Raw genomic sequence first — 13,334 nt, forward strand, 5'->3', positions numbered from 1 at the left:
GAGCTAATTGGCAAAGATAGGTTTGACAGATGCTGTCATCGAGGCATATTATTTATATATGAGCACTTATTCATACATTGCTTGGAAAGAGGGCTGAATCATGGTTGAGTATCGTGTAAAAGGTCTGACCTGCGGCCATTGCGCTCATACGATGGAAACGGAAATTCAAAAATTGACGTTTGGCGAAGATGCCAAGCTCAGCTATAATTCGGGCAAGCTGCTGGTCAATGAGCAAATTTCGATGCAGAAGGTCGAACAAATCTTGAAGTCAGAGGGCGCTTATTTAGAAAAGCTTTCTGCTCCCACTGCCGTTAAAGGCTTGGCCCATAGCGCCGATCCTCACGCCACTTCGGCTCATGACCACACATGCCAGGATGGGCATTGCCACGGGCATGATGCCCATTCGCATGACGACCATGGACATGATCATAGCCATGAAGGCGGAAACTCCCGTATGCTGAAGCTGCTGCTTGCTTCCGGCGTGCTCTATGGCGGAGCGCTGCTGCTGGAGCAGACGCTAAGTGCTCCACTGTTAATCGCTATATACTTGGCAGCCATTGCTATTAGCGGTTATACGACATTTTGGCGCGGACTACGCAATTTGTTCAAGCTAAAATTCAATATTGATACACTAATGACAATTGCGCTTGTTGGCGCCATCGCCATCGGCGAATGGAAGGAAGCGACGCTCGTCGCCGTGTTGTTCGGCGTCAATGAATGGCTGGAAGGCTACGGCATGGAAAAGGCGCGACGTTCAATGGAGACGCTGCTGCAAGTAGCGCCAAAGGAAGCGACCAAGCTTATAGATGGCAAGGAATTGGTTATTCCCATTACCTCACTGAAGGCGCAAGACATCGTCCGCGTCAAGCCGGGCGAGAAAATCCCATCGGACGGTGCTGTTACGGAAGGGAAAAGCTCGGTCAACGAAGCTGCACTTACTGGCGAGTCGCTTCCCGTCGACAAAGCGGCCGGGGATAGCGTATTTGGCGGCAGCATCAACAACGAAGGCGTACTGATCATCCGAATTGAGAAAGCCTATGAGGATTCCTCGCTAGCGAAGATTTTGCATTTGGTAGAAGAAGCTCAGGAAACTAAGACGCCAACGGAGCTGTTTATAAATAAATTCGCCAAATATTATACACCGCTTATTATGGCGATTGCTTTGCTTGTTGCCCTGCTCCCTCCTCTGCTGCTTCAAGGGGATTGGACGAAATGGCTTTACCAAGGCCTTTCTGTGCTTATTGTTGGCTGCCCATGCGCCCTCATTCTTTCTTCGCCCATCGCCATCGTTTCGGGCATTACGCGCAATGCGCGCAACGGCATTTTGATCAAAGGCGGCGTATATTTGGAGCAGCTTGGAAAAATCGATACGATTGCCTTTGATAAAACAGGCACCTTAACCAAAGGCGAGCCGCATGTCGTCAAGACGGAAGTTTATGTGGAGACACTTTTCTATAAGGTGGCCGGCGCGATGGAACGTTCCTCCTCCCATCCGCTCGCTAAAGCGGTTATGAAGGCTGTACAAGAAAGTGGAGTCAGCTTGCCAGAACCAGAGGAAATGATAAATGTAGCTGGCCGTGGAATGGAAGCTGTCATTGATGGGGAACGCTACTGGCTCGGCAATGAAAAAAGCATCGCGCATTTAAATTTTCCTGATCAGGTGCGCGACAATATCGAGCAGATGAAGGCGTCTGGACTCACGCTCGTTATTGTTGCTGATGCCCATCAAGTGCTCGGCCTGTTCGGAATCGCTGATGAAATTCGCGAGGAAAGCCGGGCGGTCATTGCTGCGCTTCATCAGCAGGGCATTAAACGCACCGTCATGCTGACTGGCGATCACCAAAAAACAGCCGACAAGGTAGCTTCAGCTGTCGGTGTCTCTACCTCCTACGCGGGCCTGCTCCCCGAGGATAAAGTAGCGCGTATTAAAGAGCTTGCGGAAAGCGGCAAAGTCGCTATGATCGGTGACGGTATTAATGATGCCCCTGCCCTCGCGTCTGCCCAGCTTGGCATTGCCATGGGCAAGGGCACAGACAGCGCCATTGAAACGGCAGACATTGTGCTCATGCAGGATCATTTGGGCAAGCTGCCCGAGGCTATTTCTGTTGCCAAGCAGGTAAATCGGGTAATCCGCTTTAATATTGCGGTTTCACTTGGGCTTAAGGTGCTGGCGCTGCTGCTGACCATACCAGGCTGGCTCACGTTATGGATCGCGATTTTATCCGATATGGGCGCCACCATTTTCGTCACCTTGGTCAGCTTGACTATTCTCATTCCACTGCGCAAAGCTTATGGGCCGACTTTAAACAGGAGCAAGGCGATAAAATAGCGACGAGATTAAGTTGTTGATTGGCAAGACATACAAAGGCAGAGGAACGGGCGCGTGATGCCCTATCCCCTGCCTTTTCTTTTTTCTAACACCGAACATAACTCACAAATAACATATAACGTTAACTTAATAGTTATTTCTCTTAAAATAATTTAATATTTTATAAAATAGCTTGTCAGAATCAACTTTTTAATGTTAGTATACATTACATTAAATGAATAACGGTTTTACAGTTTACTAGGGTTCCGCCAATTCGGGTCAGGTCCGAGAGTAAACCGCTGCCGCTACCTTAATGCGCCAGTGACACGGAGGGATAAAAACCCGGGAGATTATTTAATAAATAATCTCCCGGGTTTTTTATTTTTATTAGGGAGGTGCCTGTGCTTCAGCCTATTAGAACGATTGGATAAGCAAGCCTAAAACTTTCACTTGGAGGAATCACCTATGACAAAAAAGCACATGTTTACCACACTGTCACTCCTGCTCTCCGTTTTGCTCTTTATTGCTGGATGCAGCAGCAGTAATGCAACCAGCCCAGCCCCAGCCCTTACCTCTTCTCCATCCGGCGAACAGATCGCGGGCAACGACAGCGAGGGCAGCTCCAAAACGATTCGTTTCGGCTATAGTCCTTGGATTGGCTCTGTAGGTGCCATCATCGCACAAGCTAAAAACATTTTCGCGGAAAAGGGCGTCAACGTCGAATTTGTAAAAATGGAAGGCAGCACGAAGGATGCTTTTATGTCAGGCAAACTAGATGTAGTCGTACAATCGCTCGATGGCGTCGTTCAGATGAAATCCAAAGAAAAGGCAGATGACCCGATCCAAATTATTGCGGTCGTTGACAAATCCAAAGGTGCAGACGGCATTATTGCCAATGAATCCGTTACCTCTTTAGCGGAGCTTAAAGGTAAAAGCGTAGCCGTATCTATCGGCTCTCTCGCCCATTTTCTTCTGCTCCACGCACTGGAGACGGTTGGATTGCAAGAATCGGATGTCAACATCGTGAATATGGACAACAACCTTGCGGGTTCAACCTTCATGTCTGGCCAAGTCGACGCAGCGGTTACATGGGAGCCTTACCTTTCCCAGGCTGTAGAAAAAAACGGTCATCTATTGTACTCCACAGCCGACGCACCTGATCTAATTGTCGATACGCTCGTCACAAGGAAAAGCATGATTGACCAGTATCCTGAAGAGCTGAAAAAAATGGCGGAAGCCTTTGATGGAGGCCTCGCCTTGTTCAACAACGGCGACGAAGGCAAGCAGCTTGTTGGCGATGAGCTAGGCATGGACCTCGAAGCTGTTAAAAGTACAGCTGCAACGCTTGATTTAACTACGCTTGAGGATTCCAAAAAAATGCTATTAGAGGATAAGGCGGCTTGGGAGCAGCAAATGGCTGCATTCGTTCAATTTTTTATCTCCCAAAAAATATTGACCGAGTCGCTCGACACAAGCGGCATCATTAATCCTTTCCTGTTTAACTAAACAGCTAGCTATGTAAAATATCGATGCGAACGGATGCGTCGGGTTACTCTAGCTGCTATCCGTTCTCATAAACAGGAGGAACAACGTTGATGGAAACCTTATCCAACCTTTTTAAAATCCGTGGGGAGATGAGCCGTAAAGCTTATTTGGCCACAGTTGTCGGTACCTTTGCCGCCGTGTTTGTTTTGTGGAGTTTATTAAGCTACTCTCAGCTGGTCGACCCGACCTTTCTGCCATCGCCTGGCACAGTCGGCAAAACCTTTTGGCACAGCGTACTGAGCGCTGATTTCTGGGGTTACGTCGGAATCAGCTCCTACCGGGTACTGATGGGATATTTGTTTACCTGCCTGCTTGCTATTCCGCTCGGCATTTTAGCAGGCACGTTTAAATTTGCTGAAGCTGTTCTTGTACCGCTTACCGAATTCATTCGTTATATGCCCGCTACCGCCTTTATTCCACTCATTATTGTTTGGATTGGGCTTGGAGAGCCAGCAAAAATCATGGTCATTTTCGTAGGCTGCTTCTTTCAAATGCTGCTGATGGTTGCCGATAACGCCCGCGCAGTATCCAATGATTTGCTGCAGGCCTCCTATACGCTGGGTGCGGGCAAGCTGCAGGTGCTTCGCAAGGTGCTCCTCCCTGCGCTGCTGCCGGAGCTTATGAATACGATGCGCCTTATTATGGGCTGGGCATGGTCTTACCTCATCGCCGCTGAACTGTTTGCCGCCAGCTCGGGGCTAGGATTTATGATTATTAGAGCGCAGCGCTATTTGCAGACTGATATGATTTTCATGGGCATACTCGTTATCGGCATGCTCGGCCTCATCATTGATCGCTTGTTTGCTTTACTGAACAAAAAGCTATTTCCATGGGCAGAAGGAGGACGCTAAGATGAATACTTTCCCCTCACAAACGGAGCAGCATGCAGCAGTTAAAAGGCCAGCTGCCAGAGCCAGCAAAATTATCGTCGACAGCCTGTCCAAAACTTACACAACCAAATCCGGCAGCTTCACTGCGCTGGATCAAGTGTCGGCACATATTTTGGAAAATGAATTCGTGACGCTCGTTGGTCCGTCCGGCTGTGGCAAATCGACGATGCTGCGGGTGCTTGCGGGCCTTGAGGAAGCAAGCTCCGGCAGCGCCTCCATAGCGGGCAGGCGTATAACCGGTCCCGGCGCAGACCGCGGCGTTGTTTTCCAATCCTATACGTTGTTTCCTTGGCTCTCAGTACGCGACAATATTGAATTTGGCTTGGAGCTGAAAGGAACCCCCAAGCTGCAGCGGCTTGAAGTGTCGGATAAATATTTGGAGCTGGTCGGCTTGACGAAATTCGCTGATGCTTATCCGAAGCAGCTGTCCGGCGGAATGAAGCAGCGCGTAGCTATCGCCAGAGCATTAGCCAATTCTCCGGAAATGCTGCTGATGGATGAGCCTTTCGCCGCTTTGGACGCCCAGACGCGCAGCGATATGCAGGAGCTGCTCATGAACATTCAAAAGCATGAGCACGCCACCATTTTGTTTATTACGCATGATATTGATGAGGCCATTTTCCTATCGGAGCGCTTATACGTAATGAAAAGCCGTCCTGGGCGCATCGTACGCGAAATTGAAATTCCAGCCGCTATGCGCCAAAATAAAGAGCTCAGAGATTCGGAGCCCTTCATCCAATTAAAACGGGAAATTGTAGATTTGCTTCATGCCTGACCGATGAAAAAAGGAGGATCGTTTATGACATCAATTAAACGCTTTTATGTATTGCTAGTTGGATATGAGACGGTGCCCAAGTCATTGTCGCTGCGAGGCAGCGATAGCCGCATCATGATTGCCGAGCCGATATGCTGTTATTTGGTTGAAACGGATACAGGATGGATTTTAATGGATACAGGTTTAGATGAATCGCGGCTCCGTGATCCGGAGTTGGCGAAGCAGTTTTATACGAGCCGCGGCTGGAGCGTCCTTCCTATCGTCAGCCCCGCCCACTCGCTCCTTGACCAGTTGAGCGTGATTGGTGTCCAGCCAGCAGATATTACCCGTGTTTTTCTTTCCCATATGGAAGCTGATCATACCGGTTATCTGAAGCTTTTCCGGCATGCCAAAGTATATGTCCAACGTGCAGAATATATTTTCGCCACGGAGACGCCTCCCTTTTTGGGCAATATTACAGAGGATTATGACTTTCCAGATATCGATTGGCAGCTTCTTGATGGCGATGCTGAGCTGGTGCCCGGCCTGCAAATGGTTTCGACGCCCGGGCATACGCCGGGCCATCAATCCGCTGTCGTAACACTCCCAAGCGGGACACAACTCGTGCTCACCTTCGATGCTGGCGATTTCCTCGAAAACTTTGAGCAGGAACAGCTGCCTGGCTCGGCAAGCGGTGGCGACGAGGCCGCGCTTGCCTCCATCCGCAGGCTGAATGAGCTCGCGAAACAGCCTGGGAGCATGCTTTTTCCCTTTCATGATCCAGTCTTTATTCAAGGTGTTAAGCTTGCCCCGCTCTATTATGAATAGAGGAACATAGTTCACCCGCCTTTAATAAAAATGGTTGGCCCGCTTTACTTCCTCCACAATGGCCGCAATGCCCTCATCGATTTGCCCCTCGCTTGCCCGGGAGATGCTGATTCGCAAAAACTTCTCCCGCTCCAGATAACCCGGCAAATAAAAGCCTTTCCCGTCGACAGTCCGAATATGTTTTGCCGATAGCCGACTCATTAACTGCTCCATATTGACGGTAATAGGCAGTCTATACTGGGTGTAAATGCCCGAGCTCACACCCGAAGCTTGAATAAGCCCAGCTCCGTTATGCCGTTTTAGCGCTTCGTTCAGCGCCAGCATACGAGAGGTATAGAGGCTGCTTATGGCGCGCTTATGGCGTTCATACATGCCATTTTTAATATAAATGTCCAGAGCCGCTTGCGAGAGGAATGACGTATCGCCGTATTTTTTATGGCGGTAAAACGTTTCAATGAGCTGTTCCGGCAATACAGCAGCACCAAGGCGCAAGCCTGGAAAAATAATTTTCGAGAAGCTTTTCAAATAAACGACATGCTGCGTCAAATCGTAGGCATAAATCGGATCAAACCCCCGTTCCACCCCCAAATCTGCCATATAGTCATCTTCGACAATGTAGACATCATATTTTTTCGCCAAAGCAGCTATTGCCTTCCGTTCCTCGGTTGTGTAGGAGGTGCCCAGCGGATTGTGATAACGCGACATGGTGTAAAAAAATTTAATATCCCCGTTCCGAAATAGCCGCTCCAGCTCCTGTAAGCTGATTCCTGCTGCGGTGCGGGCAATGACAGCTGTCGGCAGCTGCTCGATTTCCAGAAGCCGCAAATAAAGATTGTACGTTGGCTGTTCAACGAGAATGGTGCGCTTGCCATTCGGGAACGGCATTTTCGCTAATATTTCCAGCGCCTGCTGGGCGCCTGACGTCACGAAAATCCGCTCGGTTTTCGCAAACACCTGGTCATTGGCCAAATGGCGCACGAGCGTTTCGCGAAGCTCAGCCATTCCTTGAGGATCGCCATACGTAAACAGATGATATTTATACGTATCAATGGCTTTATTCAAGCAATGCTGAAAGTCCAAATACGGAAACACAAACAAATCAGGCGATGCCGATGAAAAATCAATGCCCTCCCTTTGAACGCCATCTTCACTCTGCCCGCTTCCGCTGCCCTCCTTGTCCACTACATAATAGCCGCTCTGCGGTATAGAATAGATCGCATGGCGCTTCTCCAGCTCCGCATACGCACGGGTAATCGTATTTGTGCTGCAGCCGTACAGCTCCGCAGCTTTGCGGACAGACACCAGCTTGCTGCCTGGACGATAGTGCCCATCGCGAATTTTCTCTTCCATGTCGGACAAAATCGCAAAATACTTTTTCATATTGCCCCTCCCTGCTCTTGCTGCCTTCACTCTCCCGTTATTATACCGTATATTGTCCGACTGTATTGATACAGTTTGCGAAAACAGCTATCGTGCGGCACTGCCAAATGCTTTATCTTTAATTTAACAGATGAGACGTTCGCGAACACGACCTCGCTTAACCTAAGGAAGGAAGTTTTCCCTATGAAACAAAAAAGTATAAAGCTCGCCTATTTATTCGCTGTATTAAATGCCGTCATTATCGGCTTCTCCTTTTTATTCGCCAAGCTGTCGCTCGGAAGCGCCCAGCCGCTAGATACGCTCACGTTCCGGTTTGCTTTTTCGTTCATCATTATGACGATTCCGGTAGCACTAGGCATGATTAAGCTGAATTATCGCGGCAAGCCCATATTTAAAGCGTTTCTGCTTGCAGCGATGTATCCGCTCGGCTTTTTCACCCTTCAAGCTTTTGGCCTGCTGCATGCAAGCTCCGCTGAAGGCGGCATTTTATATGCATTTACGCCCGTTGTGACGATGATTATCGCGTCCATTTTTCTGAAAGAAACGACGACCCTACTGCAAAAGCTATCGATTTTCCTCTCGGTATTTGGCGTTGTGTTCATTTTCTTGATGAAGGGCAGCAGCATCGATTTATCCAATATGCTAGGCATTTCCCTGCTGTTTCTGACCTGCTTCGCTTTTGCCGGCTATAGCGTGCTGGCACGCTCGCTTTCCAAGCATTTTAGCCCGGCAGAAATTACGTATTTGATGCTCGGGATCGGTTTTGTAGTGTTTCTCACGATATCACTGGTGCAGCACACGGCTGCGGGGACGATGGGCAGCTTCCTTACACCGCTGAGCAGCGGGTCCTTCCTGCTATCCATCTTCTATTTGGGAGTTATCTCCTCGCTCATCACATCGCTGACGTCCAATTACATTTTGGGGCAGATCGAAGCGTCGAAAATGAGCGTATTTACCAACTTATCGACGATCGTATCTATGGCGGGCGGTGCACTTTTCCTTGGTGAAGAGCTGACTGTGTATCATGTCATTGGTTCCCTATTTATTATTGCGGGGGTTGTCGGCACCAATCTGCTGGGCAGCAAGCGTAAACGGCTGTCGCCGTCCTCTGGCGGTGAAGCTACCGTTTCGAGGGTGTAATATAAGCCGATTATAAGTGTGAAACTTATAAATGCTTATATTTAAAAAAATCCGCCGGGGCGGCTGTGCCTGTGTCTAAACGAGGCACAGAGAAACCGCTTGGCGAATCTGTGTAAATGATTTATGGCATTAACTAATTATTTTATAGCATTAAATAATAATGCGCATACTCTGCATCTTGTAAATAGCCATTGCGTTCATACAACCGCTGAGCCTGTACATTCGTGACAGCGGTAGACAGCTCAATTCCTTTCGCTTGCAGCAGGCTGGCATAGCTTTTCGCCTGGTCCAGCAGCAATTGGGCTACGCCTTGCTTTCTATGGGATTCCAAGACGTACAGATCGTTTAATATATAGGAACGCTTCATCGAAATCGAGGAGTATACAGGATACAGTTGGGTAAAGCCAGCCGCCTCGCCGCTCTCGGAATGTTTGGCTAAAAAGATGACCGAGTCCCGCTGCTCAAAGCGCTCGAACAAAAAGCGACGTGCTCCCTGCACATCCGGGGCTTGTCCATAAAACATACGGTACAAATGAAATAGCGTGGACGTTTCATCCAACTGCTCTATCCCTGCTTGCTCAGTAACATAAGTATTTTCCATTTCTCACCCTCCTGTTCGAGTAGTATACCAAACCTCCTTGCAGGAGAAAATAGATGAAAAATAGCCGGCATGCAGCGAAGTTCTCGCTGACACACCGGCTATTTCCTTAAAATCCGCTCAAGCCTTGGCTGCTTAGATTGTTTTTCACAAGTTCAGCGAGCTTCTGGGCACCCGCATAGTTTGGATGCAGCGAATCGCCTGTCATGTACAGGTTCAAAGTTGCTGCAGGGCCAATGGAGGTGAAATACGCTGAGCTTAGCACATTGAGATCAACGAGCGTCACATTTTCCTCGGCAGCCAGCGCCATTGTCGCTGCTCTGTACCATCTGCCCGTTGAGGTGTGGACATTGCTCGCATTAAAATCAGTTGCACGGCCTTGCGGCGTGGAAAGGACAACGGTCGCTCCCTTCGCCTTGACCTGGGTGACCATATCACGCATAATTTCCTTGAACTGCGCTTCGGTCGTTTCATTTTTCGCATTAGTATCGTTAATACCGAATTGGAGAATGAAATAATCGCCCGGTTTAATATATTTCAAAATCGCTTCCAGCTGTCCATCATCCCGGAACCCTCTTGCGAACTGTCCACCTGTCGCCATATTTCGTACTTGGAACGTGCTGGCATCTACATATTGCTCCAGCATTTGTCCCCATCCGCCCTGTACGCTGCTTGCCAGTGGATAATAGTTCGCTACCGTGGAGTCGCCGCCAATATAAATCGTGCGGTTCGTTGCCGGATTGTTCGAAATTTTCGTAATTTCCAGCGAGCTGAGCGTAAAGACGGTGCCCACCTTGCCTTCTGTTACCAGAATATTAAGCTGCCCATCGGTAATTGGAATTTGAAAAGAGTCCGTTGCATTATTGCCTGTCATATTCATAATTTGGTAAACGCCTTCTGCGGCCACGCTCGCTCTTGACGTATTGCCGAGCATAACCTTCACTTCATACAGGCCGTTCGACAAATTTACATTAAACGTATTTGTGCTGTTCGTACCGAATGTCAGGAAGCGTACCGCATCACTGCCTACACCCGTTCCGGAAGCGGTTACATTTTGCATATTGGCTGGTGAATTGAAGCCGTAGCCCGTCGAAGCCGAATAGCCGAGCGTAGCGGAGACGCCAATGTAGCCGGAGGTCACACCACCATTGCCAAAATCAAATTTATAATTGTCCGCTGCGCTAACCTTCTCCCCTTGCCACAAGCTTATCCCACCAAGCAGCAAAGTAAAAGCCAAGCAAACTAAAAAAGCCTTTGACCATCGGTTATTTGTCACTACATTTCCTCCTTTATAATGGGTTGTCCCATACAGACGCGACAAAATGGAAGCGCTATCAAAATGGTCCATAAAGGAACTTTACCATAAATATCCTTCATTTTCTACATGATTACAAAATATATAATATTTCCTTTCCTTCATACGACAAAAAGCCCGCTAGTGCGAGCTTCCTGTCCCCTTTTTCGGAGCACCCCTCTAACCTGTCCCTGGCTTAAATCATCCTCTATTATAAGCGCAAAATAAAATGGAGCATCCGGAAAAGCTCCCGAATGCTCCACACAAACCAGTAAATTGGTTTCGTGTTCATGATGTTCTAGCCAAGTATTTACTCCATTCCTTGCTCCAGTTCCTTAATTGCCGTATACACAGCCTGCTTGATCTCTTCGGGTTCATCGTACATTTCTTCGGGAAATTGCACAGAGGCAATGCTTCCTGACTTAACGGCAATGTCCTGAAGCTTCAATTCAAATTTAAAGCCATCAATGAAATCTATGCCGTCACGGTCGCGATAACAATAAAGGCCGGAAACACCTCCCTCGTCAATGATCAATATGGCATTTTCCATCAGCTTCAATGCCGTTCCCCCATTCCATTGGTTATATACATTTAGTATAAAAGAATTTGGAGAACAATGACAACTCAGCAAGCCTTATTTCGTTAGGTCTTATGCCTTAAGCGTCGTATCAATCGGTTTTAGCCGGGCTTCGATTGCTTCGCGGCGCGGTTCCAGAAATGGAGGAAGCGCAAGCGATTCGCCAAGCGTCTCGAAAGGCTCGTCGGTTACGAAGCCTGGACCGTCTGTTGCCAATTCAAACAAAATGCCATTCGGCTCGCGGAAATATAACGAACGGAAGTAGTAACGCTCCACGAAACCGGAATTTGGCAAGCCCGCCTTATTCAGCACTTCAATCCATGCCAAAAGCTCTTCCTTATCTTCCACACGGAAAGCAACATGGTGAACGCCGCCTTTGCCAAGACCTGCTACAGATAAATCGCTGCGCGGCTCTACCTGTACCTCAGAGCCAGAGCCCCCCTCATGAGCCTGCATAATGATAATATCGTCCTGTCCTTCGACCAGAGCAGGAACGCGGCCTGTTTCGGCAAAGCCCAGCAGCTTGAGAGCGGCAACTGTAGAATCAGGCTTGCGTACTGTCAGTTTTACAGGACCTAGCCCTCTAATCCCGTATTCGACCGGCACAGGGCTTCGATCCCAAGGGGTTCCGGCTGCAACACCGCTGTTCGTCTCATCCGAGACAAGGGAAAGCTGCTGTCCTTCCGGATCTTCAAAAAAGATGACGTTACGTCCGGCAAACGATGCGATTTCCGAATGCTTAACCTCATACTCGTCAAAACGCTGGAGCCAATATTCCAGCGCTTTATCGCTCGCCACACGCAGCGACGTACCGGAGATACTGCTAACGCCAGGGCGGTTGCTGCCAATGCCGGGAAAATCAAAGAACGTCAATTCTGTGCCCGGGTTGCCTCTTTCATCGCCATAGAAAAGATGATAAGCCGAGGTGTCGTCCTGATTTACTGTTTTTTTAATAAGTCTCATGCCAAGCACTTGTGTGTAGAAATTATAGTTTAATGATACGCTGCCGGTCATGGCAGATAAGTGGTGGATTCCTTTTACGTTCATCATAAACACCCTTTCGAGTTATATTGTAACTTTATAATTGTAAGTATATAACCTTTCCATTCGAAAAGCAAGCCTTCCCCGCTGTCCTTGCCAGCTTGCTAACAAACACGCCAAAAAGCCGGAGCTGCACGTTCGCATGCTCCGGCTTTCCGTCCTCCTTAAACGTTTTGCTTTCAGGAGTTTCCCGATTTGTTCGCCAGTCCGATGATCATGATGATAAGCACGAGTAATTGAATGAGTAGCTCAGCGCTCATTTTCATACCTCCATTGCTGTTCAAAATGCTCCTTCGTTCCGGCTTCTCCTCTTCAAGTGGCTTGAAACTTCGCTCCCACTTTATATGTATGCGGCGGCTTTGCCCAATATGCCCCTGCCAGCAGCGAATAACAGCGGTTAATGAGACGCGGGATTCGTTCGAGCGGATTCAACAATCCATCGACGCCGGCAAAATTTCTGAAGTCATCGCAAGTGTAGCCGCCATGTCGCAGCAAAGCACAGCTTCGACTGAAGAAATTGGTTTAGATGGTTCATGGATAAAAGCTGCTCACTCCCCGTCTCATCATAGCTCAATGGTATGCGGCTTAATATTAGGGTCATGATTGGTTATAGCCTCTGCACAGTTAGGCTTTAAGCTCATGCTCTTTACCCATTGCAGTTACTCAAAAGCTTGCTGTTTGCTAACGACCAAACCCGGGAGAATCATTTCCTCCCAAGACTTTTATGCATAATGCATAATGCATAGCCAGTATCGTTGGCAAGGAGTACAAACCGTCCATTTCGTTTTCAGTATGCCAGCCGGTATCGATCAAGACAAGCCCCTTTGGATGCTCGATTAAATAGGCAGAGACTGGAAGGTCATTTTCAGCACTTCTGTTAATTAGTTTAAACTTACGAACTGTATTAGCACAAAATAAAAACGCTAAGCCCAGATCATCCGATGGCTTAGCGTTTTTTATTATCCTATTGGCCGGCTCC

At 48.4% G+C, this 13,334-nt stretch carries 12 protein-coding genes, 1 pseudogene and 1 riboswitch; of the genes and pseudogenes, 7 read left to right on the plus strand and 6 right to left on the minus strand.

Annotation, left to right across the window (positions count from 1 at the left end; translation table 11 throughout):
* Nucleotides 1–100 precede the first annotated feature (100 nt).
* The 5 genes from WH37_RS13190 to WH37_RS13210 all read left to right on the plus strand — a co-directional run bounded on the left by WH37_RS13190 (nt 101) and on the right by WH37_RS13210 (nt 6,325).
* Nucleotides 101–2,329, plus strand: coding sequence for a heavy metal translocating P-type ATPase (locus WH37_RS13190; RefSeq protein WP_046231032.1), 2,229 nt, complete (start codon nt 101–103; stop codon nt 2,327–2,329).
* A gap of 226 nt (nt 2,330–2,555) precedes the next feature.
* Nucleotides 2,556–2,659, plus strand: a riboswitch (guanidine-I (ykkC/yxkD leader).
* 114 nt (nt 2,660–2,773) lie between these two features.
* The gene (locus WH37_RS13195; RefSeq protein ID WP_046231033.1) at nt 2,774–3,814 is read left to right on the plus strand and encodes an ABC transporter substrate-binding protein; all 1,041 of its coding nucleotides are present in this window, start codon (nt 2,774–2,776) and stop codon (nt 3,812–3,814) included.
* An 89-nt stretch (nt 3,815–3,903) separates the two neighbouring features.
* Nucleotides 3,904–4,704 (plus strand): ABC transporter permease, encoded by an 801-nt coding sequence (locus tag WH37_RS13200; protein WP_046231034.1) that lies wholly within the window; start codon nt 3,904–3,906, stop codon nt 4,702–4,704.
* Between the two features lies 1 nt (nt 4,705).
* Nucleotides 4,706–5,518, plus strand: a complete 813-nt coding sequence (locus tag WH37_RS13205; protein ID WP_082110779.1) for an ABC transporter ATP-binding protein — start codon at nt 4,706–4,708, stop codon at nt 5,516–5,518.
* Between the two features lie 24 nt (nt 5,519–5,542).
* Entirely contained in the window at nt 5,543–6,325 is a 783-nt protein-coding gene (locus WH37_RS13210; protein ID WP_046231035.1) for an N-acyl homoserine lactonase family protein, read from the plus strand.
* A 21-nt stretch (nt 6,326–6,346) separates the two neighbouring features.
* Here WH37_RS13210 and WH37_RS13215 read toward each other — a convergent pair whose 3' ends face one another.
* Complete coding sequence (locus WH37_RS13215) at nt 6,347–7,705, minus strand: aminotransferase-like domain-containing protein (protein ID WP_046231036.1); 1,359 nt, start codon at nt 7,703–7,705, stop codon at nt 6,347–6,349.
* Between the two features lie 183 nt (nt 7,706–7,888).
* Between WH37_RS13215 and WH37_RS13220 the strand changes: the two genes are divergently transcribed.
* The gene (locus tag WH37_RS13220) at nt 7,889–8,845 is read left to right on the plus strand and encodes a DMT family transporter (RefSeq protein WP_046231037.1); all 957 of its coding nucleotides are present in this window, start codon (nt 7,889–7,891) and stop codon (nt 8,843–8,845) included.
* A gap of 142 nt (nt 8,846–8,987) precedes the next feature.
* On the opposite strand, the gene WH37_RS13225 is transcribed toward WH37_RS13220, so the two are convergent.
* The 4 genes from WH37_RS13225 to WH37_RS13240 form a co-directional block, all read right to left on the minus strand.
* Entirely contained in the window at nt 8,988–9,446 is a 459-nt protein-coding gene (locus WH37_RS13225; protein WP_046231038.1) for a GNAT family N-acetyltransferase, read from the minus strand.
* Between the two features lie 106 nt (nt 9,447–9,552).
* Nucleotides 9,553–10,668, minus strand: coding sequence for a rhamnogalacturonan acetylesterase (locus tag WH37_RS13230; RefSeq protein WP_231594232.1), 1,116 nt, complete (start codon nt 10,666–10,668; stop codon nt 9,553–9,555).
* Nucleotides 10,669–11,047: 379 nt separating this feature from the next.
* Nucleotides 11,048–11,296 carry a hypothetical protein gene (locus WH37_RS13235; protein WP_046231039.1) on the minus strand — a complete coding sequence of 83 codons (249 nt, stop codon included), beginning with the start codon at nt 11,294–11,296 and terminating at the stop codon, nt 11,048–11,050.
* Nucleotides 11,297–11,386: 90 nt separating this feature from the next.
* Entirely contained in the window at nt 11,387–12,361 is a 975-nt protein-coding gene (locus WH37_RS13240) for a ring-cleaving dioxygenase (protein WP_046231040.1), read from the minus strand.
* Nucleotides 12,362–12,595: 234 nt separating this feature from the next.
* On the opposite strand from WH37_RS13240, the gene WH37_RS36420 reads away from it, so the two are divergent.
* The gene (locus WH37_RS36420; RefSeq protein WP_143088382.1) at nt 12,596–12,958 is read left to right on the plus strand and encodes a hypothetical protein; all 363 of its coding nucleotides are present in this window, start codon (nt 12,596–12,598) and stop codon (nt 12,956–12,958) included.
* A gap of 156 nt (nt 12,959–13,114) precedes the next feature.
* Here WH37_RS36420 and WH37_RS37385 read toward each other — a convergent pair.
* Nucleotides 13,115–13,213: pseudogene (locus tag WH37_RS37385) on the minus strand (MBL fold metallo-hydrolase); the annotation flags it as partial.
* Between the last annotated feature and the right edge of the window lie 121 nt (nt 13,214–13,334).

This window comes from Paenibacillus algorifonticola, from assembly GCF_000971975.1.
Taxonomy (GTDB): domain Bacteria; phylum Bacillota; class Bacilli; order Paenibacillales; family Paenibacillaceae; genus Pristimantibacillus; species Pristimantibacillus algorifonticola.

Coding starts and splice junctions, on each gene's coding strand:
- WH37_RS13190 (WP_046231032.1), top strand. CDS start 101: ATGGTTGAGTATCGTGTAAAAGGTCTGACCTGCGGCCATTGCGCTCAT.
- WH37_RS13195 (WP_046231033.1), top strand. CDS start 2,774: ATGACAAAAAAGCACATGTTTACCACACTGTCACTCCTGCTCTCCGTT.
- WH37_RS13200 (WP_046231034.1), top strand. CDS start 3,904: ATGGAAACCTTATCCAACCTTTTTAAAATCCGTGGGGAGATGAGCCGT.
- WH37_RS13205 (WP_082110779.1), top strand. CDS start 4,706: ATGAATACTTTCCCCTCACAAACGGAGCAGCATGCAGCAGTTAAAAGG.
- WH37_RS13210 (WP_046231035.1), top strand. CDS start 5,543: ATGACATCAATTAAACGCTTTTATGTATTGCTAGTTGGATATGAGACG.
- WH37_RS13215 (WP_046231036.1), bottom strand. CDS start 7,705: ATGAAAAAGTATTTTGCGATTTTGTCCGACATGGAAGAGAAAATTCGC.
- WH37_RS13220 (WP_046231037.1), top strand. CDS start 7,889: ATGAAACAAAAAAGTATAAAGCTCGCCTATTTATTCGCTGTATTAAAT.
- WH37_RS13225 (WP_046231038.1), bottom strand. CDS start 9,446: ATGGAAAATACTTATGTTACTGAGCAAGCAGGGATAGAGCAGTTGGAT.
- WH37_RS13240 (WP_046231040.1), bottom strand. CDS start 12,361: ATGAACGTAAAAGGAATCCACCACTTATCTGCCATGACCGGCAGCGTA.
- WH37_RS36420 (WP_143088382.1), top strand. CDS start 12,596: ATGAGTAGCTCAGCGCTCATTTTCATACCTCCATTGCTGTTCAAAATG.